18 protein-coding genes are annotated in these 23002 nt (G+C 69.0%); 8 read left to right on the top strand and 10 right to left on the bottom strand.

Annotated elements, in window-relative coordinates; translation table 11 throughout:
* The first annotated feature begins 12 nt into the window (after positions 1–12).
* From trxA to AB0P21_RS07425, 3 genes are all read left to right on the top strand, one after another.
* Positions 13–402, top strand: coding sequence for a thioredoxin (gene trxA, locus AB0P21_RS07415; protein WP_363694567.1), 390 nt, complete (start codon positions 13–15; stop codon positions 400–402).
* A 187-nt stretch (positions 403–589) separates the two neighbouring features.
* On the top strand, positions 590–2542 hold the full coding sequence (locus tag AB0P21_RS07420; RefSeq protein WP_363694569.1) for a S8 family serine peptidase: 1953 nt from the start codon (positions 590–592) through the stop codon (positions 2540–2542).
* Between the two features lie 99 nt (positions 2543–2641).
* The gene (locus AB0P21_RS07425) at positions 2642–3574 is read left to right on the top strand and encodes an XRE family transcriptional regulator (protein ID WP_363694571.1); all 933 of its coding nucleotides are present in this window, start codon (positions 2642–2644) and stop codon (positions 3572–3574) included.
* A gap of 1039 nt (positions 3575–4613) precedes the next feature.
* On the opposite strand, the gene AB0P21_RS07430 is transcribed toward AB0P21_RS07425, so the two are convergent.
* Positions 4614–5882: an FAD-dependent oxidoreductase gene (locus AB0P21_RS07430; protein WP_363694572.1), complete on the bottom strand. Its 1269-nt coding sequence runs from the start codon at positions 5880–5882 to the stop codon at positions 4614–4616.
* A 90-nt stretch (positions 5883–5972) separates the two neighbouring features.
* Between AB0P21_RS07430 and AB0P21_RS07435 the strand changes: the two genes are divergently transcribed.
* Complete coding sequence (locus AB0P21_RS07435; protein ID WP_363694573.1) at positions 5973–7526, top strand: helix-turn-helix domain-containing protein; 1554 nt, start codon at positions 5973–5975, stop codon at positions 7524–7526.
* Between the two features lie 246 nt (positions 7527–7772).
* Here AB0P21_RS07435 and AB0P21_RS07440 read toward each other — a convergent pair whose 3' ends face one another.
* The 3 genes from AB0P21_RS07440 to AB0P21_RS07450 are packed head-to-tail and all read right to left on the bottom strand — an operon-like array spanning position 7773 to position 10404.
* Positions 7773–8834: an FAD-dependent monooxygenase gene (locus tag AB0P21_RS07440; protein ID WP_363694574.1), complete on the bottom strand. Its 1062-nt coding sequence runs from the start codon at positions 8832–8834 to the stop codon at positions 7773–7775.
* On the bottom strand, positions 8831–9358 hold the full coding sequence (locus tag AB0P21_RS07445) for an isoprenylcysteine carboxyl methyltransferase family protein (RefSeq protein WP_363694576.1): 528 nt from the start codon (positions 9356–9358) through the stop codon (positions 8831–8833). Before AB0P21_RS07445 ends, AB0P21_RS07440 begins: the two co-directional genes overlap by 4 nt.
* Complete coding sequence (locus AB0P21_RS07450) at positions 9358–10404, bottom strand: type III polyketide synthase (protein WP_363694577.1); 1047 nt, start codon at positions 10402–10404, stop codon at positions 9358–9360. The genes AB0P21_RS07445 and AB0P21_RS07450 overlap by 1 nt, the downstream gene beginning before the upstream one ends.
* 18 nt (positions 10405–10422) lie before the next feature.
* Here AB0P21_RS07450 and AB0P21_RS07455 point away from each other — a divergent pair, with 18 nt between their 5' ends.
* Complete coding sequence (locus AB0P21_RS07455; RefSeq protein WP_363694579.1) at positions 10423–11238, top strand: UbiA family prenyltransferase; 816 nt, start codon at positions 10423–10425, stop codon at positions 11236–11238.
* Here AB0P21_RS07455 and AB0P21_RS07460 read toward each other — a convergent pair.
* Entirely contained in the window at positions 11235–12107 is an 873-nt protein-coding gene (locus AB0P21_RS07460; protein WP_363694581.1) for a LysR substrate-binding domain-containing protein, read from the bottom strand. The genes AB0P21_RS07455 and AB0P21_RS07460 overlap by 4 nt on opposite strands.
* Before the next feature lie 134 nt (positions 12108–12241).
* On the opposite strand from AB0P21_RS07460, the gene AB0P21_RS07465 reads away from it, so the two are divergent.
* Positions 12242–13756 carry an MFS transporter gene (locus tag AB0P21_RS07465; protein ID WP_363694583.1) on the top strand — a complete coding sequence of 505 codons (1515 nt, stop codon included), beginning with the start codon at positions 12242–12244 and terminating at the stop codon, positions 13754–13756.
* On the opposite strand, the gene AB0P21_RS07470 is transcribed toward AB0P21_RS07465, so the two are convergent.
* From AB0P21_RS07470 to AB0P21_RS07480, 3 genes are all read right to left on the bottom strand, one after another.
* The gene (locus AB0P21_RS07470; RefSeq protein ID WP_363694584.1) at positions 13750–14442 is read right to left on the bottom strand and encodes an SRPBCC domain-containing protein; all 693 of its coding nucleotides are present in this window, start codon (positions 14440–14442) and stop codon (positions 13750–13752) included. The two genes, AB0P21_RS07465 and AB0P21_RS07470, sit on opposite strands and share 7 nt — an antisense overlap.
* A gap of 2 nt (positions 14443–14444) precedes the next feature.
* Positions 14445–15038, bottom strand: a complete 594-nt coding sequence (locus tag AB0P21_RS07475) for a helix-turn-helix domain-containing protein (RefSeq protein WP_363694586.1) — start codon at positions 15036–15038, stop codon at positions 14445–14447.
* Positions 15039–15179: 141 nt separating this feature from the next.
* Complete coding sequence (locus tag AB0P21_RS07480; RefSeq protein ID WP_363694587.1) at positions 15180–16685, bottom strand: lysyl oxidase family protein; 1506 nt, start codon at positions 16683–16685, stop codon at positions 15180–15182.
* 210 nt (positions 16686–16895) lie between these two features.
* Between AB0P21_RS07480 and AB0P21_RS07485 the strand changes: the two genes are divergently transcribed.
* On the top strand, positions 16896–18965 hold the full coding sequence (locus AB0P21_RS07485; RefSeq protein ID WP_363694588.1) for a CBM35 domain-containing protein: 2070 nt from the start codon (positions 16896–16898) through the stop codon (positions 18963–18965).
* 4 nt (positions 18966–18969) lie between these two features.
* Here the strand turns inward: AB0P21_RS07485 and AB0P21_RS07490 are convergent, their stop codons facing one another.
* The gene (locus AB0P21_RS07490) at positions 18970–19743 is read right to left on the bottom strand and encodes an SDR family oxidoreductase (RefSeq protein WP_363694590.1); all 774 of its coding nucleotides are present in this window, start codon (positions 19741–19743) and stop codon (positions 18970–18972) included.
* 189 nt (positions 19744–19932) lie between these two features.
* Here AB0P21_RS07490 and AB0P21_RS07495 point away from each other — a divergent pair, with 189 nt between their 5' ends.
* Entirely contained in the window at positions 19933–22143 is a 2211-nt protein-coding gene (locus AB0P21_RS07495; protein ID WP_363694591.1) for a bifunctional SulP family inorganic anion transporter/carbonic anhydrase, read from the top strand.
* Here the strand turns inward: AB0P21_RS07495 and AB0P21_RS07500 are convergent.
* Complete coding sequence (locus AB0P21_RS07500) at positions 22083–22925, bottom strand: phosphatase PAP2 family protein (protein ID WP_363694592.1); 843 nt, start codon at positions 22923–22925, stop codon at positions 22083–22085. The genes AB0P21_RS07495 and AB0P21_RS07500 overlap by 61 nt on opposite strands.
* Positions 22926–23002: the final 77 nt, after the last annotated feature.

Consider the following 23002-nt stretch of genomic DNA (forward strand, 5'->3'; position numbering starts at 1 on the left):
TCGGAGGTCGTAGTGGCAACGGTCGAGCTGTCCCAGGAGAACTTCGACAAGTTCGTCGGTTCCGACGGACTCGTCCTGGTGGATTTCTGGGCAGAGTGGTGTGGTCCGTGCAAGATGTTCGGGCCGGTGTTCGAGAAGTCCTCCGAGACGCATGAGGACATCACCTTCGGCAAGGTCGACACGGAGGCCCAGGTCGAGCTGGCCCAGGCGTTCCAGATCAGCTCGATCCCGACGCTGATGGCCGTTCGCGACGGTGTGGTGCTGTACTCCCAGCCGGGCGCGCTGCCGGCCGCCGCGCTGGAGGACCTGATCACCCAGCTCCGCGCGGTCGACATGGAAGAGGTCCGCGCGCAGATCGCGGCGCACGAGGCCGAGCACGGCACCGAGCCGCACACGCACTGACGCTGCACCAAAGAAGCGGTCCAGACCCGAACCCGGGTCCGGACCGCTTCTTCGCGTGCCCGCACAGTCAAAAAACAGTATTGAAACAGCAGGTGTCCCGCAGGTGTTGGCGAACCTATCCCCCGGTGATCCGCTGTCCATAGCCTCCGTTGCCTGGCATGACCCGCCCGTCAGAGGAGAACCAGGCATGAGGAACACAACAGCGCGCGCGCTGATCGCCGCAGCGGTCGCGATCAGTTTCGCGACCATGGCGGCGCCCACCGCGCAGGCCGCCGAGGGAGTCGTCCGCAACGCGGGCACCCCGACAGCGGTGTCGGGCAAGTACATCGTCGCCTTGAAGGACGCCCCGGCCGGCAAGGTACGGGCCGCGGCCCTGCGGACCCGCGCCGACGGCCTGGTCGGCAAGTTCGGTGGCTCCGTCGACTACGTCTACGACCAGGTGCTCGGCGGCTACTCGGCCCGGATGACCGACTCGCAGGCCCGCCGGCTGGCGGCGGACCCGTCCGTCGCGTACGTCGAGCAGGTCCAGACCATGAAGATCGCCGACACCCAGAACAACCCGCCGAACTGGGGCGACGACCGGATCGACCAGCGCGACCTGCCGCTGAGCAAGTCGTACACCTACCCGGCCAACCCCGGGCAGGGCGTCACCGTCTACATCCTGGACACGGGCATCAACCCGAACCACCAGGAGTTCACCGGCCGGGTGAAGCAGGGCGTCGACTACATCGACAACGACAGCAACCCGGCCGACTGCCACGGCCACGGCACGCACGTCGCCGGGACCGCGGTGGGCACCACGTACGGCGTGGCCAAGAAGGCCAACGTCGTCTCCGTTCGCATTCTGAACTGTCAGGGCTCCGGTGAGAACGACCAGATCCTGGCCGGGATGAACTGGATCAAGGCCAACGCCGTCAAGCCGGCCGTCGTCAACTACAGCGTCGGTTGCGGCTCCCGCTGCAGCAGCGACGCGCTGGACAACGCGGTCAAGGGCATCATCGCGTCGGGCGTTCAGTTCGTGCAGGCCGCGGGCAACAACAACGACGACTCGTGCTACTTCAGTCCGCAGAAGGTGCCGGCAGCCATCACGGTCGGCAACAGCACCATCAACGACGCTCGCTACACCGGCACCGGCCCGTCCAACTACGGCTCGTGCCTGGACATCTGGGCGCCGGGGACCAACATCATCTCCGCCTCCTACAGCAGCAACACCGGCACCGCGACGATGACCGGTACTTCGATGGCCTCGCCGCACACCGCCGGCGCAGCGGCCCTCTACCTCGGCGCGAACCCCAACGCCACCCCGCAGCAGGTCCGTGACGCGCTCGTCAACAACGGCACCACGGGCAAGCTGACCGGCATCAACTCCGGCTCGCCGAACGTGCTGCTCTACACCGGCTTCATCGGCGGCGGCACTCCGGCCGGCCCGACGGTGACCAACCCCGGCAACCAGTCCACGGCTGTCGGCGGTACGGCGAACCTCCAACTGCAGGCGTCCGGCGGCACCACGCCGTACACCTGGAGCGCTTCGGGTCTGCCCGCCGGGCTGACCATCGGATCGAGCACCGGCAAGATCACCGGCTCGCCGACCACCCAGAACACGTACAACGTGACCGTGACCGTCACCGACTCGGCCAACAAGACCGGGCAGACGACCTTCACCTGGACGATCGGAAGTACCGGCGGCTGCACCGCGCAGCAGGTCGTCAGCAACCCCGGCTTCGAGACCGGCAGCACCCCGTGGTCGGCGAACGCCAACGTGATCGGCAGCTGGTCGCAGCAGGCTGCTCACGGTGGCACCCGGTACGCGTGGCTCGGTGGCCAGGGCGTGACCCACACCGACTACGCGTCCCAGTCGGTGACCATCCCCTCCGGCTGCGCGACCGTGACGCTGCGGTACTGGCTGCACATCGACTCGGCCGAGACCGAGAACGTTGCCTACGACAAGCTCACTGTGACGCTCGGTAGCACCACCGTCGCGTCGTACTCGAACCTGAACAAGGCCAGCGGATACGCCGAGAAGGTGCTCGACGTGAAGCAGTTCGCCGGCCAGACCGTGACGCTGAAGTTCAACGGTGTCGAGGACCAGTCGCTGCAGACCAGCTTCGTGGTCGACGACGTGGCCCTGAACGTCTCCTGACCCGAACGGCCCGGCCGGAGCGCGCAGTCGGCGCCCCGGCCGGGCCGCCTCGGCGCGTCCGGGCTCAGCAACTGGCGGGCGGAGGCGGATACTCTGCACATGGGAGAGCAGATCATCGGCCGGGAACTGGCCCATGTGCTTCGGACTGGACCGTTCTCCGCCGCGCTGCACCTGGCGATCGAGGCCAGCGGCCTGCGCCTGGAGCAGATCCAGACCTTGCTCGCCGAGCAGAACATCATGGTCAGCCAGACCACCCTGGCGTACTGGCGCCGAGGTCGCAGCCGGCCTGAACGCCCGGCCTCACTGCTGGCCGTCGAGGCGCTCGAAGGAATCCTCGGCCTGCCCGCCGACGCACTCACTTCCCAGCTCGGTCCCCGCCGCCCACGCGGCCGCTGGCTGGACCACCCGCCGGGGACGATGCAGATGTCCGACGTCTGGTCGGATGCCGACAGCCTCGAGGGGCTGCTCGAAGCCGTCGCCACCCCGGTCCACAACATCCTGTACCGGGTGAGCCTGCACGACCTGTTCACGATCGGCCCGGATCGGGGTGCGATCTCCCTGGTCACCCGCGCGGTCGTTCGCGCCACTGTCGACAAGGTCTCCCGCAGCGTGTTCGTCTATCACAACGACGAGGGAGAGGGCGGGTTGCCGACCGTTCATCCGGTTCGCAACTGCCGGATCGGTCGGACCCGGTCCGATCCCGACGGGAAGTTTCTGGTGGCCGAGTTGATCTACGACCGGGTGCTGGACACCGGCGAGACCGCGGCGGTGGAGTACGAGACCCGCTTCGGGCCCAACGTGCACGCGGACCATTACCACCGGGCCTTTCCTGCTGAGACCGGGGATTATCTGCTGCAGGTGCAGTTCGATCCGGAGGCGTTGCCGGCTCGGTGTTTCCGGTACAGCCGGCGGCGGGAGGATGCGCCGGACCAAGGGGTTCGCGAGGTTCTGGTGGGGTCGACGTACGGGGTGCATCGGGTCGACCGGGATGTCGCGCCGGGGCTGGTCGGGGTGCGGTGGGAGTGGGAGTAGCTGTTGTTGAGCGGAAATAGATAGAGCGTGGCTCCCAGAGTGGGAGCCACGCTCTCTTCTGTCTCAGGCTCAGATGGCTGAGGCAGGTGGTGCTGCGGTCCTCCGCCCGAGGACCGCTGGTACTGCGCCAGCTGCCCTTCCGCAAGGGGACTGCTGGATGGTGCGGCCGTCTCCCGCGCGGCATCGCGGGAGCCGGGTCTTGCAGGCACGGTCCCGCCAGGCGCTCGGGTGAGGACCGCTCCCGGGTTCCGCGAGTGAGGCTTCGCGGGACCCGGGTGGTGCGCCGCGGTCCCAGCAGGGTGGGAGTCGCGGGTGGTGCTGACCGGCGCCCGAGGAGCAGGCGTGCTGCGGGTACCGGGTGGTGCTTGGCGGATCCTCCGCTGGCTGTCGGAGATCCGCCGGACGGTGGCTTCCCGACAGGGGCCGGGACGTCACCGCTGGTGCTGCGGCTCCAGGTGAGGCAGGAGCCGGTACTTCGCGGTCCCGCTTGCGCCGGACCGGTGGTGCTGCCGTCCCGCTGTGGCTGGGGCGGCGGTGCTCCGACCCGCTCTCGCTGGGCCGGTGGTACTGCGCTTCCCGGCAGGGCGGGAGTCGCGGGTGCTGCTGCCGGATCGGCACTTACTGGATCCGGTGGTACCTCCGGGTTGGGTCGAAGAACCCGGATCGTGCTCCCGGGCTGGTGTCTGAACCCGGATGATGCGCCAGGCCTGGTGATGGGCCCGGTACTGCGCCGGACCCTGGTGATGGGGTCCGGATCGTGCGCCGGACCCTGGTGATGGGGTCCGGGTACTGCGCCGGCTCCGTGGGGTCACGGAGTACCGGGTGGGGCTACCGGGTGCTTTGGAGTCACAGCGGCCCGGGTGGTGCTGCCGGAGCCCTGGGAGATAGCAGGGCCGGCGGAGTGGGCCTCCCGCAAAAGGAGAGGCCGTCTGGTCCCGTCGTGGTGAGGCGGCTGGGGTACGACTCAGCCACGACAGGAGTTCGAGGGTGGTCTGGTGGTGGTAATTCCGCGATTCAGTTGTCAGGGAGCGACTGGGAATCAGCGAAGTGGATCGAAGGGGGCCAGCTCGGCCGGCGCGCGGCCGGTGGTGATGGTCTCGGCGAGCAGCTGGCCGGTGATCGGGCCGAGGGTGATACCCCACATGCCGTGACCGCCGGCAGCGAAGACGCGGGGCGACGACGTGGCGCCGATCAGCGGCAGGCCGTCCGGGGTGCAGGGACGCGGGCCCACCCACTCGAAGGTGCGAGCGTCCAGGTCGGCGTCGCGCAGCAGCGGCCGGGCCGCCTCCACGATCGCGTCGATCCGACGCGGGTCGAGCTTCGCGTCAGGCTTGCGGAACTCCATCATCCCGGCGACGCGCAGCCGGTCGCCCAGCGGAGTACAGGCGATCCGCTGCGCCGGGAAGTAGACAGGTCCGGCCGGCACGTGGGCGATCGGAACGCTGAAGCTGTAGCCACGCCCTGCCTGGACCACGGTCCTGACCCCGACCTGCCGGGCCAGGTCGCCGAGCCAGGCGCCGGTCGCCATCACGACCGCGTCGTACGGCAGGCTCTCGCCCGCCGCGGTGACGATCCGGACGCCGCGGATCTCGTCCACGATGTCCTTGACCGCGACCCCGGTGACGATCTCGCCGCCGCGAGCACGGACCGAGTCGGCGAGCATGTTCACGTACTCGCCCGGGTTGATGAAGCGCTGACCGTGCAGCCGGATGGCCGCGCCGATCTCGTCGGACAGCGACGGCTCGATCTCGCGGGCGTCGTCACCCGTGATCGCCTCGAACTCGATGCCCTGGCCGGCCGCGTGGATGTGCTCGATCTCCTCGAGCAGCACCGTCCGCTCGGCCTCGGTCCGGTACGCCGCCAGGAACGACTTGGCCTCGTAGGTCTCGGCCTCGACCCCCGCCTTGGCGAGCGCGTCGAACCCGTTCAGCGCCTGCCGGTTGATCGGCACCAGCGCCTCCATCGCGGTCTTCCAGCGTCCCGCGGTGCTGTTGCGGGCGAAGCGGGTCAGGAACGAGATGAGTCGCGGGCTCGCCGTCGGCGGCACGTACACCGGCGAGGACGGGCTCAGTACTGCGCCGATGCCGTACTTGAGCACAGCAGGCTCCGGCAGCGGGGTCGCCAGGCCTGGGGTCAACCAGCCCGCGTTGCCCCAGGAAGCACCAGCGGCGACACCTTCACGATCCAGCACGGTGACCTCGATGCCGGCCTCCTGAAGGAACCAGGCAGTGGCGAGACCGACCATGCCGGCGCCGACTACGGCGACCCGGTCCGGGACGATGTGAGTGCCTTGCACGGAAGCGACCATGTATCGATAGTGCTTCCGCTCCGAACCCCTGTCATGGTGCGATCGCACCACAGCTGGCCCTAATGACAGTGGCAAGAGCACAATAACCTCATGATCACCGTCCCTGACCTGGTCGTTGCCGTCGGACCAGCCCTGTTCGAGATCGTCGTCGCCGGGCAAGGCGACGGCGAGGTACGTGACGTCTTCCTGGCGGATCCGCAGGAAGACGCCACCGGGCAGCCGGGTGACCTGGTGCTGGGCTTCGGCCTGGGCAGCCCGGAGGAGGCAATAGCGCTCGTCGACCGCTGTGCGGCCGGCAACGCGTCAGCGATCATCCTGCGGACGACACTCGCCCAGGACCCGGTGGTGATGGCCAGGGCTGAGAAGTGGCTCCTCACGCTGGTCGCGCTGCAGCCGACGGTCACCTGGGCTCACGTGGTCTGGCTACTGCGAGGCGTGATCGACAGGGCGGCCGCCCCTGACTCCCCCGTGGCCGGCGACGCCGGAGTACATCAGCAGCTCTTTGCGCTGGCCGACGCCGCCGCGGCCATCGTCGACGCTCCAGTGACGATCGAGGACAACCAGTCTCGGGTGCTGGCCTATTCGAGCCTCCATGACGTCACTGACACCGACCCGACCCGGGTGTCGACGATTGTCGGCCGCCGGGTGCCTGCTGAGGTCATTGCGCACTTCAGGGCCCGGGGGATCTTCCGGCGCCTTGCCAGGTCCAGTGAGCCGTTCCTGGTCCCCGACGGCCCCAATGGCATCCGCCCGCGGCTCGTAGTACCGGTGAGGGCGGGTGGTGAGTGGCTGGGCTCTATCTGGGCGGTTGTGGATGGCCCGGTGAGCGACGAGGTGACTGCTGAGCTGAGCCAGGCGGCGTCGGTGCTCGCGCTGCACTTGCTGCGACTCAGGGCTCAGGCAGACGTCGCCAGGCGCAGTGCGATCGACCGCCTGCGCACCGTACTGCGGCAGTTCTCCCCCGACACTCCACTCGACGTACGCCTGCCACCGGCGCCTTGGCGGGTGGTGGCACTCGGTTCGCCAGGCGACTACGACGTACCGCAGGAGCTGGATCTGTGGGAGTCCACTGGTCGCCGCCACGGCTGGAGCGAGCCGCAACTGGCCGACCTGGACGGCAACGTCCTGGCAGTCGTCTCGGACGGCGACGGCCCCGGCTCCTGGCGCTGGTTGCGCAAACTCGTCATAGACCTCGCCAAAGACGCCCCCGGTACTACGGCCGCCGCCGGCGGGCGTGCACGTGGCCCGGCGGATCTCCCGAGCTCCCGGGCCGAGGCGGTAGAGCTCCTAGGCCTAGTACGCCGTGAGCTCGCCCCCGGCCCCGCGCTGCGAGTGGAGCAGGCGTGGCACATCCTCACGGTCCACCGGGCCGTCACCTCACTCGACACCACCAAGCTCGACGGGCCGCTGGCGACTCTGCTCAGGCACGACATCGAGCACGACACCGCATTCGTCGACACGTTGCAGGCGTGGCTGAACTATCCCGGCCAGCCGCAGCAGGCAGCTCGGCAACTGCATCTGCACACCAACACCTTGCGGCACCGAATGAAGCGGATCGGCGAGATCGCCCGCTTGGACCTGTCCAGCCCGCGCGAGCGGCTGGCTCTGCAGCTGCAGATCGCGGCGGTGCGCACCGAGCACTGAGACGCAGGACACAGCGCCAGGTAACAAGGCTTCACATTCCGGCAATGGATGGGCAACATCCGGCTGGCAATCTTTAACTCAGAAACACCGAGAACTTGTCCCAGCCTTTCACCAGGAGGCTGGGGCCAGATCGTTCCAGCCTTTCACCAGGAGGCTGGAGCAACCCGAGCGAGCATTTCACCAGGATGCTCGGTCGGCGTGTGGGCCCGGCGATTGTCTGAGCGATCGCCGGGCCAACGCACGTTCTCAGGCCAGTTGGTTGACGATGGCACCGAATACTTTCGGCAGCCGCGCGGCGGCCGGGACGATGCGGGGAGCGAGCAACGACCTGTTGCGGGCCCAGAGCAACGAACCGGTGAGGAACCGGCACTCCCAGGAAACCCGCCGCCAGGCCGCCTCGTACTCCGCGGGCCGATCGGCCTGGACACAGCGGACCAGCTCTGCCGAGGTGCGGAGCGCGATGGCGATTCCCTCGCCGGTCAGCGCATCGACGTACCCTGCCGCGTCGCCGACCAGCAGCACTCTGCCGGCCACCCGGCCGCGGACTCGTTGGCGGAGCGGGCCGGCGCCCATCACGGCGGTCGCCTCGGTTGCCCCGAGCAATCGGCGCTTCAACGCCGGGAAGGCGTCGAGGTGGGAGTCGAAGGAGCCGCGGGCCGAGGTGAGGACGGCGACGCCGACGAGGTCGTCGGCGACCGGAGTCACGTAGGCCTCGCCCAGGCGGGACCAGTAGACCTCGACGAGTTCACTCCACGGTCTGACCAGGTAGTGCCTCCGCAGCCCGCGACGCGGCTGCGTCACGTCGCGGGGGAAGGGAAGATGCGCAACTGGGCCGAGGGGGCGGTCAGCGCTTGCCCCCAGACCCAGCTGGCGGCGGATCGGTGAATGCAGGCCATCGGCAGCCGCCAGGTAGCGAGCGGTGATACCAGCGGCGGTGACCGACTGCTGGTTCTGCGTGATGCTCTCCACCCGAGCAGCGATGACCGGCACCTCGAGCTCAGCCAAGCGATCCGCGAGCGCGCTCTGCAACGTAGTACGGCGTACTCCGAGCCCCGGGCCGGCGCGAAAGCGCGCGTCGACCACATGTCCGGGGTCGAGATAGCGGATCCCGAAGAACGGGCGGCCTTCTAAGGCAACACCGAGCCGGGACAGGTACGAGACCGCGCTGTGCGCGATCCCTTCCCCGCAAGCCTTGTCGATCGGCCCAGAGCGCGGCTCGACGACGACCACCGACAAACCAGCGAGCGCCGCGCGGATGGCGGTCGCGGCGCCGGCCGGGCCCGCGCCGGCGACGAGGAGGTCGATCACTTCGTCAGCGCAGAGTCCAACGCCGCTTCCTCGGCGCGGATGCGGACGGCCAGCAGCGGGATGTTCAACAGCAGGAACACCGCCGCCGTCACCCAAGCCGTGTGGACCAGTGGCAACGCGATCCCCTCCGCGACCACCGCGACGTAGTTCGGATGCCGCAGGAACTTATAGGGGCCTTTAGCAACCAACTGCAGGCCCGGGACCACGATCACCCGGGTGTTCCACTGCGGCCCGAGCACCCCGATGCACCACCAGCGCAACCCCTGCGCCAGCAGCACCACGGCGAACATCGACCACCCGAGCGCCGGGATGAACGGCCGGTCCGCCACGATCGCCTCGACCAGACACCCGGCCAGGAACCCCGTGTGCAGCACCACCATGAACGGGTAGTGCCCCTTGCCGGACTCCACCCCGCCCCGGGCGAAACTCCACGCCGCGTTGCGCAGCGAGACCACCAGCTCGGCCACGCGTTCGAGCCCGACGACCAGCACCAGCGCGACGTACCACCACAACGACGAGTCCATCACCACTCCAGGAGTACGAGCTCGGAACAGAAGCCTGGGCCCATCGCGAGCAACACACCCATCCCCGAAGGATCCAGCGCGAGGGTGTCACCGAGCACGTGCAGCACCGAGGACGACGACAGGTTCCCGACCGCGTCGAGCGACTTCCAGGTCAGATCGAGCGCGCCCGGCCGCAACGACAGCGTCTCCGCCACCGCCTCGAGCACTTTCGGCCCGCCGGGATGACTCACCCAGGTGCCGATCTCCTCGACGGTCAACCCCTGCGATGCAAGGAACGACGTGACATCGCCACCCAGATACGTCCGCACTACCTCCGGCACATCAGCGCCGAGCACGATCCGGAACCCACCCGAGCCGATGTCCCACCCCATCACCCGCTCCGAGTCCGGATACAGCCGCGAACGCGTCGCCACCACCGACGGCCCAGCAGCGGCCGGGTGGTCCGAACCGGTCAACACCACCGCGGCTGCGCCATCACCGAAGAGCGCACCACCGACCAGGTTGGGCAATGAAGAGTCATCCCGCTGGAGAGTCAGCGAGCACAACTCCACCGACAGCAGTACTGCGACGTGCGTCGGCCAGGCCTTGAGATAGTCGTGCAACCGCGCGATCCCGGCCGCTCCCCCGACACAGCCCAGCCCGAAGAGCGGCAGCCGCTTGAGATCCTCACGCATCCCGAGCCGGACCGCGACTCGCGCGTCGATCGACGGCGCGGCGACACCCGTCACGGTGGTGAACATCAGGATGTCGACGTCGTCCACGGTCAGCCCGGCCTGCGCCAGCGCCCCCGCCACGGCCTCGGCGCCGAGGTCGACGGCGACCGAGATCCACGCGTCATTGGCTTCGCCGAAGTCCTTCAGTACGCCGTACCGCTCCAGCGGCAGCGCGAGGTGACGATGCGAGACCCCCGCGTTGGCGTGCAGCCGGCGCAGCAGGCCGATGCCTTTGCCGTCGGGAAGACAGATCTCCGCGAAGGCGGCGGTGATCTCCTCCTGGGCGTAGCGGTTCGGCGGCAACGCGGCCCGCACCGCGGCGACCCGCGTCATCGTGACATCGTGGGGTCGGTGAGCCGGCTGAACGTCCTCAAAGGTCTGGCGATGGCCTGCCATCCCGGCCCGACCGTTGCCGTCACCACCCTGGTCACCGTCGTCGCCTGGTCGGCGGGACGGGACGCTCTCGGGTGCCTGCTAGTCGCCGCAGCAATCCTCACCGGCCACCTCTCGATCGGCTGGAGCAATGACGCGATTGACGCACCCCGCGACACCAGTGTCCACCGGAACGACAAACCAATCGTGCTCGGACTGGTGAGTCGGCGGACCTTGTGGATCGGCGCGACTCTGATGGTAGTTGCCTGCGTCCCGCTCTCGCTCGCCAGCGGCGTGCTCGCGGGCCTCGCGCATCTGGTCGGGGTGGCGGCCGCCTGGGCCTACAACTGGCGGCTCAAGTCGACGCAGGTGTCCTGGCTCCCGTACGCCGTTGCCTTCGGGTTGCTGCCGTCGTTCGTCACTCTCGGCACCTCGGGCGAGTGGGCGCCGTGGTGGGCGTCGGCGGCCACCGCGCTGCTCGGCGTCGGCGCGCACCTGGCCAACGTCGTACCGGATCTTGCCGATGATCTCGCGACCGGAGTCGAGGGCTGGCCACAGCGGCTGGGCAAGTTGGCCCGGTACGCCGCTCCGCTGCCACTCGCCGTCGCGACCGCGCTTCTGGTCGTCGCACCGCCCGGCGCGGTCGGCGTGATCGGCTGGCTGACCCTTGCGGTCGTCGCCGCCCTGCTCGCGGTGATCGTTCTGTGGAAGAACGCACCGTTCCTGGTCACCATCGCCGTGGCTGCCGTCAGCATCCTCACCCTCGTACTCCGAGGCGACGCCCTCACCCGCTAATCCGAAGTCTTCAGCGGAGTGTTGCTGCCCAGGATGGCTGCGGTCAGAGCCTCGGACGGCTCCTTGGCGGCGCGCGGGTTGGTGATCAGCACCAGATCGATGGCCGGCAACTCCGGCAACCCAGCAGAGGGTGGCGGCTCGACCAGGTCGGCCGGCATCAGCGAGCGGGCGAAGATGGCGATCCCCAGGCCGGCCCGGACCGCAGCTAGTACGCCGTTGACGCCTCGGACGATGCAGGTGATCCGGCAAGACCGACCGGCTTGCTCCAGGGTCTGGACGCCGAGCGAGCGGCTGATGCTGGGGGCTTGATACGCGACCAGCGGGACCGGGCCGTCCGGTGCGATGCGGGTGCCGGAGATGCCGGCCCAGACCAGCGGGTCGCGGCGGACGACCCGGCCGTTGGGCTCGTAGCCGCCGCCGGTGCTGTGTTTGACGTAGGCGAGGTCGAGGTGACCCGACTCGACCCGGCGCAGCAGGTTGGGGCTTTGGGCAACGGTGAGCTCGAGGTCGATCCGCGGGTAGAGCTGACGGAAGTCGCGCAGGATCCGCGGCAGCGGGGTCAGCGCGAGGTCGTCGGTGACGCCGAAGCGCAGCCTGCCGCGCAGCTCCGAGCCGGTGAAGTACCCCGCGGCTTCCTCGTGCGCGGCCAGGATCGTCCGGGCGAAACCCGCCATCGCGTCACCGTCGGCGGTCAGCGTCACGGTCCGCGTGTCGCGCACGAACAGCGGCCGGCCGACCGCCGTCTCGAGCTTGCGCACGTGCTGGCTGACGGTCGGTTGCCGGATCCCCAGCCGCTCGGCCGCCTGGGTGAAGCTCAGCGACTGCGCCACCGCCAGGAAGGTCCGCAACTGATCCGGATCGTAGGTCACCGTCACTCCTCAACCGCCGCCGTCATTGCAGGACGCAATAAGACTAATAGGAGTCATTCTGTGTCGAGATCCCGTCTCAACCGGTGAGGATGGAGGAGACCTCCCCTGACAAGCCACTTCCCTAGGGATGACTCTTGACCACCCGGGCCACCGGTTCTGTCCACCCCGTCGCCGATTTCCACACCCACCGCAGCACCGCCCCAAGCCCCGACGCCGCCAAACGGCCAGGCTTCCGGGACACCTTCAGCGCCTTGCAAATCCGCAACTTCCGCCTTCTGGTCAGCGGCCTCTTCGTCAGCTCGACCGGCGGCTGGGTGCAACGCATCGCCCAGGACTGGCTGGTCCTGACGCTGACCGGCAGTGCCACCGCAGTCGGCATCACCACCGCCCTGCAGTTCCTGCCCACCCTCCTGCTCGGCCTGTACGGCGGCGTGATCGCCGACCGTTTCCCCAAGCGCAGGATCCTGCTCTGCACCCAGGCCACGATGGGCCTGGCCGCGGCCATCCTCGCCGTACTGGCGTTCGCCGGTTCGGTGCAGGTCTGGCAGGTCTACTCGCTCGCTCTCTTCCTCGGCCTCGCGACCGCCGTCGACAACCCGACCCGGCAGTCGTTCGTCACCGAGCTCGTCGGCAAGGCCCGCCTCCGGAACGCGATCAGCATGGTCTCCTCGACGTTCCAGCTCGGCAGCCTGATCGGCCCCGCTCTCGGTGGGCTGCTGCTCGGCACGGTCGGCACCGGCTGGGCCTTCGCGCTCAACTCGGTCACCTTCTTCGGCTCCATCACAGCGCTGCTGATGATGCGCGAACACGAGATGCCAGGCCTGCAGGCTGCTCGCCAGGCCAGCGCGGGGATGCGAATCCGGGACGGCCTGCGGGACGGCGTCCACTACGCGTTCCACGAGCCGGCCGTCCGCTGGGCCATCGCACTGGTCGGCATCTACGGCATGTTCACGATCAGCCTGCCGGTCACCCTGACTGCCTTCGCCGACCGGGTCTTCCACACCGGAGCCACCGGGTACGGCGTACTGAACTCGGTCGTTGCCGTCGGCTCACTCGCCGGGGCGTTGCTCTCGGCAAGGAGAGTCCGGCCGACCCGGCTGCGGAACCTGGTCGGGATCGCCTCGATCCTCGCGATCACCGAGATGATCGCCGCGCTGCAACCGTCGCTGTGGACCTTCCTGCCACTGCTCGCGGCGCTCGGCATGGCCACCCTGATGTTCCTCACCGCAGCCCAGTCGATGGTCCAGCTGACCACTCCCGACGGCCTTCGCGGCCGAGTCGCAGGCATCTACAACCTGGTCTTCATCGGCGGCGGCGCGATCGGCGGGCCGATGGTCGGCTGGATCGCCCAGCACTGGGGCGCCCGGACCGGTCTGCTGCTGGCCGGGATGATCCCGGCCGTCGCGACGATCGGGATCGGCCTCAAACTCGCCCGGACCGGCCGCCTCCGCGTGGTCGTGGTCCGGAAGCCGACCCGGTCACCCTGGCTGCAGCCGCCGCGACTCGGGCTGACGCAGTCCGAGGTACGGGTCGCGCGCCCGGCGGCGCCGCGGATCGAGCGGCCCCTGACCCTCGCCCGACGGCACCATCAGCGCGACGCGGGCCACCCGCGCCCGCGGCGTACGCGGAAGAAGCCGCTCAATCACTGAAGTTTGAGGTAGAACTCGGCCAGCCAGGACTGCCAGATGTCAGCCAGCCGTTCGGCGTCCTGGCCGGGGCCGTAGTAATGGTGGCCGAGGGCAACGGGCATCCCGATCAGACTGCGGTCGTGGAAGCGCAGCAACGCGTTCTCGGTGGTGATGCCGAGGTGGCTCGGGCCGACGTAGTCGACCTCGCCGACCACCATGCCCAGCCCGTGCACGTCCAGCTCGACCTTGTCGCCGACCGCGCCCCCGACGGCTGCCCGGAACTTCTCCCAGGCCTCGGGAGTGCCGGACCATGCCGGGCCCTCGGCCACCACATAGGTGGCCGGCTCCCCGGCGAACCCGGTCAGATAGACCTGCAGCGTGTGGAAGTAGAGGTCCCAGCCTCGCGCGGTGGCTTCGTACTCCGCCTCCCAGTCATCGCTCTGGAAGCCGCTCTGAACGAAGCGCAGTACCGTCGAGCCGTCGTCCTGGGCCTCGATCAGGTACTCGAAGGCGCTCGTCTCGGCCTGGATGGCGAACCCGTGCCCGGGCTCCCAGCGCAGTACCGCGCCCGGCGCGTTCGCCTCCGGCGACGGGTCCATCGGGAACAGCCAGGCGGTCAGGCCGGCCTCCGTGGAGATCGCCTCCCAGACCTGCTCGGGCGACGCCTCCAGCGGAATCTCGGCTTCGATCCGGCGTTCCTCGGTCATCGTCATTCTCCCGTGTTCTTGGTCGGTTTGGGGTGCACTGCCACCAGCAGCCGATGACTGCGGCCACCCAGCGCGGACTCGTCGTGGTACTTCGCCACCAGTACCCGCATGGCCTGACTCAACTCGTCGGCGAAAGCGGCCCGGTCGGCCGCCGAAGCGAACCGGATCTCGCCGTCCATCGCGAAGGTGGCCAGCTTGCGCCGCGCCTTCCGCGCGCCGGCCAGCATCAGGCCCACCTCGCGCAGCGTCCGGGCCGCGAGCGCGAGCAGCCACCGCGCCGACAACCCGTCCGGCGAGACCGACGGATCAGGCTGTACGCCGCCGAGCACCTGCGGGGAGATCACGTACGCCGATGCGCTGGCCTGCAGCACCCGCTCGGTGCAGTTGCCCTTCCTGCGCTCCTCGACGAGTTCCACCAGCCCGTGCTTCTCCAACGCCCGTAAGTGGTAGTTCAGCTTCTGCCGGGGCAGCTGCAGTTTGCCGGCGAGCGTGGTCGCGGAGCCCGGCACCGCGAGCTCGGCCAGCAGCCGCGCCCGGACCGGATCCAGCGAGACCCCGGCCGCGGCCGGATCGTCGATCACCACCACGTCCTCCATGGCCCCGACCCTGTCACCGACAACTAATGTTGTCAAGAACAGCAAACTGGTCGGGGAACATCGCGAAGGCGGCCCTCCCCCAGGAAGGGCCGCCAGGTTGGCGGACTCGCGCCTCCCATGCAGAGGAGGCGCGAGACCGGATCAGGGAGCGTCGATCACGCCGACCGGCGGGACCTTGACGGTGCGGTGGTGCAGCGTGCCGCCCAGGATCACCTTGCGGAGCGCGACATTGTTCTTCGTGCTGGTCTCGACCAGCCGGTTCTCCGGGTTGGCCTTCACCTCGATGAAGTACTCGCCGTTCGGCAGGTCCGTGACGTCGAAGGACTGGCCGGGACGGAACTGCGCGTAGGTGTCACCCGATCCGACGTCCAGCACCTCACGCACCGACAGCGAGGACTGGCTGCCGCAGGCGGTGTGCAGGTCGGTGTTGGACGGCTTCCAGTTGGCGCCCTTGACCGTGTAGTCGATCGCGTCGGTCGCGGCCAGGCAGAAGGCTTCCTTCTGGCTGCGGACGACCTCGGTCTGCTTGGAGTTCAGCAGGCTGTAGCGGGCGAAGTCGGTGAAGTGCCAGTGGGTGTGGCCTTCGCGCGGGTCCCACTCCAGCGTGCCGGTGTTCTGGTGCCCGATCTCCTTGCCGTTCGCGTCGTAGAAGTACTGGTACGCGTCCATCAGGTCCTTGCCCTTCTGCCGGAACCCGTCCAGCACCAGCGGCGACGGACCCGCGTTCCAGACAGTGGCCGAGAAGGCCAGGAAGTCCCGGTTGGCCTCCGGCGTCCCCTCGTCGCCCGGACCGATCTCGATCCCCCAGGCCGGCACCGACCGCAGGTCCGGCTTCGGACCCTTCGGTACCGCGGCCCGGCTGGTCGGCCGCTGCGCGTTCGGCTTCAGCGCGGCCTTGGCCGACTTCGCGGCAGCCGGGGCGTTGGTCAGGTGCTTCAGCTTGGCCGCCGCGAAGGCCTGCTTGCAGCCCTCGGCGTGACCACCATGGCAGTCCGGGGCGTCCCGGATCGTCAGCTTCACCGTCGCCGCCGAGTCGTAGGCGCCGATCTTGAAGTAGTCCTTGTACAGCTTGTTGACGGTCACCTTCGCGGTGTACTTGCCGACCGGCAGGTCGACTTCTTCACCGTCGTAGTAGCTCGTGGTGTTCGCGGACCAGCCGGCCTGCAGACCCCAGACCGCGCCGAGCGTGAACGGGTTGGCCGCACAGCCCTGCGGGTACGGCGAGGTGGCCGGCGCGTCCGGCCGGGTCCGGGAACCCTCGCCGTTCAGGCAGAAACCACGGTCCTTGTCGTAGACCTTCTTGCCCTTGGCATCGGTGATGGTCAGGTGCAGGAACTTGCTCAGTCCACCGAAGTCGGTCACCGCACCGGCCGGCAGCGCCTTCGGCTTCCCGTTGACCAGCAGGTTGGCGACGATCGGATCCTGGTACGACTTGCGGGTCGCGCGGATCTCGATCGGGTTCTTCCCGGCCACCATGTGCGTGCCGAGGTCGAGCACCACGCCACCACCCTCGGGGTAGCGGTCCAGCGTCACCTCGGCGGTCGCGGCGACCAGCTTGAGCTGCGCTTCGGCAGCCGCCTGCGGCGTGGACGACGCGGCGCCGGCGGCCCCCGCCGCCAGTGCGACCAGCGTCGCGGCTCCGGTCACGGCGACCGCCGTACGACCGAACTTCCTGGAAATGTTGATGATTGATCCCCTCCCGGTCGGGCCGACCCGCCTCACACGGGTCATCGAACCCTTACGTGAGTACTGACTAGCCGGCCCCCCGCAATGTTGATCTCAGTTCCATGGCGGTTCCGTTACAGCAATCGCTCACGGCCATGACGCTCGGTTACTTCACATGGTAAATTAATCCGCATGTCCCTACGCCTCCGCCGTACCGGCGTCGTCGCGATGGCCGCTTTCGCCCTGGTGTCGGCGGCGGCCTCGATCGCGAACGCCACCGTCCCGCCCCCCGCCGCCCCTACGGCCGCCACCAGCGCGAAGTCGCCGGTACCGGCGAAGTACCCGCAGCTCGCCGCGAAGCCGTACCTGGGCTGGAGCAGCTGGAGCCTGCAGTCCACCAACTATCCCGGGGTGAACCCCGACGGCCCGGGCAGCTTCATCAGCGAGAAGAACATCCTCGCCCAGGCCCACGCGATGGCCACCAAGCTGAAACCGTTCGGCTATGAGTACATCAACATCGACGCCGGCTGGCAGCTCGGCGGCGACGAGTTCGGTCGGCCGGTCGCCAACACCGCCCGCTTCCCGCGCGGGATGAAGGCCGTCGGTGACGACCTCCACAAGCTCGGCCTGAAGTTCGGCATCTACACCGTGGTCGGGCTCGGCTTCGACGTCTACCGCGACGGCAACACCCCGATCCACAACGCGCCGGGCTGCTTCACCCGCGACATCGTCTACCCCGACCTGCGCACCACCAACGGCTGGGACCAGGCGTACAAGATCAACTACGCCGGCCCGTGCGCGGCGAAGTACGCGGACTCGATCACCAAGCTGTTCGCCGGCTGGGGCGTCGACTTCATCAAGATGGACGGCGTCGGCCCCGGCTCCTGGAAGGGTGCGCCGGACGACCCGAACCACAACAACACCGAGGACGTCGAGACCTGGTGGCGTTCGGTGCAGAACGCCGGCCGCCCGATGCAGTACACGCTGTCGTGGTCGCTCAGCCACCGGTACGCCGACACCTGGAAGGCGAACTCGAACGGCTGGCGGATCGACACCGACGTGGAGTGCTACTGCGACACCATCGTCCGCTGGGACGGCTCGGTGAAGCAGCGCTGGTGGGACCTGCCGCAGTGGATCGACGACGCCGGACCGGGGCACTGGAACAACCTGGACGCGATCAACGTCGGCGTCGGCGAGATGGACGGGCTGAACGAGGCCGAACGGCAGAGCTACATGACGTTCTGGGCGATCAACTCGGCGCCGCTGTTCGCCGGTGACGACCTGACCAAGCTCGACGCGTACGGTCTCAAGCTGCTGACCAACCGCGAGGTGATCGCGATCAACCAGTCCGGCAACCCGGCCCGGCCGCTGAACCAGGACCAACTGCAGCAGACCTGGTACGCGAAGAACGCCGACGGCAGCGTCACGGTCGGCCTGTTCAACCTGGCCGAGACGCCTGCGACGGTGACCGGCGACTTCGGTCAGCTGGGGGTCTCCGGCAAGGCGACGGTCCGCGACATCTGGGCGAACCAGAACACCAAGAACGTCTCCGGCCAGGTCTCCGCGGTGCTGCCGGCGCACGGGTCGAAGCTGTACAAGATCTTCCCGGACAGCACCGGCCCGGTGAGCAGGCCCGCCGATCTGACGGCGACCGATGTCAGCCACACCACGGTCTCGCTGAACTGGCGGCCGAGCACGAATGCCACGTCGTACAAGGTCTACGCGAACGGCAAGCAGGTCGCGACCAGCACGGGCACCAGCACCGTGGTCAGCGGGTTGCTGCCGCAGACGCAGTACAGGTTCGAGGTGAAGGGTGCCAACGGCAACAAGTTGTCGGAGGCAAGCACCGCGATCACTCTGTTCAGCTCCAAGTCGGGCGGGCCCGTTCGGTACGAGGCTGAGGCGGCGAGCAGCACCTATACCGGCAACGCGAGCGCCAACGGCTGCACGCTGTGCTCGGGCGGCAAGAAGGTCGGCAACCTCGGCTACGACGCCTCGGTGACCCTGCACGACATCACCGTCCCGGCCGCCGGGACCTACCTGGTGAAGATCGCCTACACCGACGGCGACACCAGCCGGCAGAGCCTGCTGACCATCAACGACGCCGGCAGCTACTGGGTGAACTACCACGGCCTCGGCGACAACGACTGGGGTACGCCGCAGGTGGTCTACCTGCCGGTCGAGCTCGCGGCCGGCGCGAACTCGATCAAGGTCTCCAACCCGTCGGGCTACGTCGCCGACATCGACTGGATCACCGTCTAGCCGATCAGATCGACGAGGTGACGCCGCCGTCCATCGTGATGATGGCGCCGGTGACGTAGCTGGCGCGCGGCGAGGCGAGGAAGACCGCCACATCGGCGACTTCCCTCGGCTCGCCGCCGCGGCCCATCGGGATGCCGGCCACCAGCTCGGCGGCCAGCTCGTCCTTCGGCCGCCCGGTCGCGCGGACGGCGGCCTCGAGCCGGTCGTCGACGCGGCCGGTGCGGGTCAGCCCGGGGTTGATCACGTTGACCCGGACACCGCGATCGGCGTACGCCTTGGCGTAACCGACGGAGGCGAGCATCAGCGCCGCGTTGGCCGCGCCACCGCCGATGTGCAGCGGGTTCGCCGCCCGGCCGCCCTGGCCGACGACGTTCACGATCGCGCCGCTGCCCCGCTCGGCCATCCCGCGGACGACTGCCTCGGTCGCGTGCATGTAGGTGAAGTACTTCGCCTCCATCGCCGCATGCAGCGTCTTGCTGTCCAGCTCAGCCGGCGGCAGTTGCCGGGCCGCGCCGGCGCAGTTGATCAGGATGTCGGGCACCCCGAGCCGCTCGAACACCGCGGCCGACGCCTCCGGATCGGTCAGGTCGACCGCCTCGACCTCGAGGCTCAGCCCCTTGCCTGCCAGCTGCTGCTGGGCGGCGGCGAGATTGCCGGCGTCCCGGCTGATACCGATCACCCGCACGCCCTCCCCGGCGAGTGCCTCGGCACAGGCCAGCCCGATCCCTTTGCTCGCCCCGGTCACCACCGCGGTCTGGCCGGAAATGTGCAGGTCCACGTCGTTCGTCCTCCGGATCGGTCCTGGTCCTTGCGCCGGACCCCACCCTATTCGGTGCCGAGCACAACGAATTGGAATTACCGGTCGTCCGGGCTTGATCCGGCCGGTACTATCAGTAATCAGATCGACACTCTTTGTTTCGACGTTCTGTTGCTGTCAGCACCCAACGCCGGAGGACCCGTGCCGAGCATGTCGCACAACCACTCACCGCCCTCACCCGAGCCTGCGCAGCAGCGCAGTTCGTGGAGGTCCATCGTCCGCCATGACGTACCGGCCTCGCTGGTCGTCTTCCTGATCGCGATCCCTTTGTCACTGGGGATCGCCGCCGCATCCGGAGCCCCGCTGATCGCCGGGCTCGTCGCCGCCGTCGTCGGTGGCATCGTCGCCGGAGCACTCGGCGGCTCCCCCTTGCAGGTCAGCGGTCCCGCCGCCGGCCTCACGGTCGTCGTGGCCGGTCTGGCCGCGCAGTTCGGCTGGGCCGCCACTGCAGGGATCACCTGCGCGGCCGGCCTGCTCCAGATCCTGCTGGGCGTCACCCGCATCGGCAGGCTCGCGCTATCCCTCTCCCCCGCCGTCGTGCACGGCATGCTGGCCGGAATCGGCGTCACCATCGCCGTCCAGCAGTTGCACGTGGTGCTCGGCGGACAGGCCCAAAGCTCCCTGATCGCCAATGTGGCCGGGCTTCCCGAGCAACTGATGGCCCATCATCCGTGGTCCGTCCTGGTCGGGATCCTGACCGTGGTGATCCTGCTCGTCTGGCCCCGGCTGCCCCGGGTCAGCATCGTTCCCGCGCCGCTGGTCGCCGTGGTCGCGGTCACCGCGCTGGCGTCCTTCTTCATGGTCGACGTCACCCGGGTCAACCTGCCGGACCAGCCCCTGAAGGAGCTCATCCCGCCCACCCTGCCGGACGGCGGCCCGCTCGCGATCGCGACGGCTGTCCTGACCGTGGCTCTGGTCGCCAGTGTGGAGTCCCTGCTCTCGGCCGTTGCCGTGGACAAACTGCACCGCGGCAAACGCAGCAACCTCGATCGCGAGCTGATCGGCCAGGGCGCCGCCAACGCGATCTCCGGCGCCCTCGGCGGCATGCCCGTCACCGGGGTGATCGTCCGCAGCTCCACCAACGTCGCCGCGGGCGCCCGCACCCGGGCCTCGGCGATCCTGCACGGCGTCTGGATCGCGGTCTTCGTGCTCGCCGCGGGCGCGATGCTCGAGCTGATCCCGATGGCCGCGCTGGCCGGCGTCCTGCTGGTCACCGGCCTGCGGCTGGTCCAGCTGGCCCACATCCGCACCCTCAGACGCCACGACGAACTCATCGTGTACGTCGTCACCGCGGCCGGCGTCGCCGTCCTGGGACTGGCCGAGGGAGTGCTCGCCGGGCTCGTCCTCGCGCTCGCCCGGGTGCTCTACCGGTTGGCGAGGGCAACGGTCACGGTGACCGAGGAGGGCGGCGAGTGGATCGTCCGGATCAGCGGGACGCTGGTCTTCCTCGGGGTGGCCTCCCTTGTCCGCGCCCTGCGCACGATTCCGGTCGGCGCCTCGGTCCGGGTGGATCTCCAGGTCGACCACCTGGACCACGCGGCGTACGAGGCGATCGAGGACTGGCGGCGCGGGCATCTCGCGCGCGGCGGCTCGGTCGTGCTGAACCGGGCGGCCTTCCGGGCCGCGCTCCGCCACGACACCGAGCGCCGGATCATCCCCTGGCAGCAACGCCAGGTGGTGCCGGAGCTCGACCAGCGCGCCGCGATGCTCGACGGGATCCGCGAGTTCGAGGCGTCGGCCGACCCGATCCGGCCGATGATGGCGCGGCTGGCGGCCGACGGCCAGAAGCCGGAGCAGCTGTTCATCACCTGTGCCGACTCGCGGATCGTGCCGAACATGATCACCACCACCGGACCGGGCGACCAGTTCTGCGTCCGCAACGTGGGCAACCTCGTTCCGCCGTCCGGGTCGAACAGCAACTCTGTCGACGCGGCGGTCGAGTACGCCGTCGACGTCCTGGGCGTCTCGTCGATCGTGGTCTGCGGTCACTCGCACTGCGGCGCGGCCGCCGCGGCGCTGGATGCGTCCGGTCAGGACGGTTCCGCCTTGCGGACCTGGCTGAAACACCTCGAAGTCTCCGTACGCCGGTCCGCCGAGCTGCCCGACATCATCGACCCGGTGACCGGGATCAAGCTCTCGGCCGCCGACAAGCTGTCCGTCACCAACGTGGCGGTCCAGCTGGAGAACCTGCGCAGCTTCGCCTGCGTCCGCAAGGCCGAGGAAGCCGGCCGACTCGAACTGGTCGGTCTGTACTTCGACATCGGCGCGGCCGCGGCCCGGCTGGTGCTCGGTCGCGAGCCCTACCTGGTTCGCGCCGACGAGGAGCTGGCCGCCACCGCACCTCCCCCGGCCGACCACTGATCGGTCGGCCACTGTTCGGCACCGGCGGGTGGGCTGTCCCGGCTCACCCGCCGGCTGTCGAAGATCAGCACCAACGGGATCGCCAGCCCGATCGCGATCAGCCCGTCGAGCCAGTAGTGGTTGGCCGTCACGACCACCACCGCGAAGGTGACGACCGGATGCGCGATCCACAGCCAGCGCCAGCGCGATCTGGTCGTCCGGATCAGGAACACCGCGACCAGGAACGCCCAGCCGACGTGCAGACTCGGCATCGCCGCGAACTGGTTCGCCAGCCCGCTGTCGGCGTTCGCGGCGTAGACCGACTGCCCGAGCAGTTGCGCGGTGTCGATCCATCCGTACTGCGGGAACATCCGCGGCGGCGCGAGCGGGAACACCAGATGCCCGATCAGCGCCAGCCCGGTCAGTGACGCGAAGGCCCAGCGAGCTTTCACGTACTCCGCCGGGCGGCGTACCAGCAGCCACAGCAGGACGATCGCGGTCAGCGGGAAGTGCACCGACGCGTAGTACCGGTTCGCCGCCCGGGCGAGATCGGGAATCTGTACGGCGAGCTGCTGGACCTGCGCCTCGCTCGGCAGGCCGAGGCGACCCTGGAGGTTCCTCAGCTCGGCGGCGTGCTCGAAGGCCGCCCCGGCATGATCGGCCGAGATCAGCCGGCCGAGGTTGTAGACGCCGAACAGCACCGCCAGCAAGGCGATCTCGCGCACGATGCGTTTGACTCGCGTCCGCTGGTCAGGAAGCGCGTGCCGCCCTGCCACCGGTTGACACAGAGTCAGCTGCGCCACCCCGCCCACCCCCAGAAACCGAACGATCGTTCACCGGTTTCCACCCTGCGCTCGGTGGCGCGAGGAAATCAAGAACG

Source organism: Kribbella sp. NPDC056861 (assembly GCF_040687575.1).
GTDB lineage: Bacteria > Actinomycetota > Actinomycetes > Propionibacteriales > Kribbellaceae > Kribbella.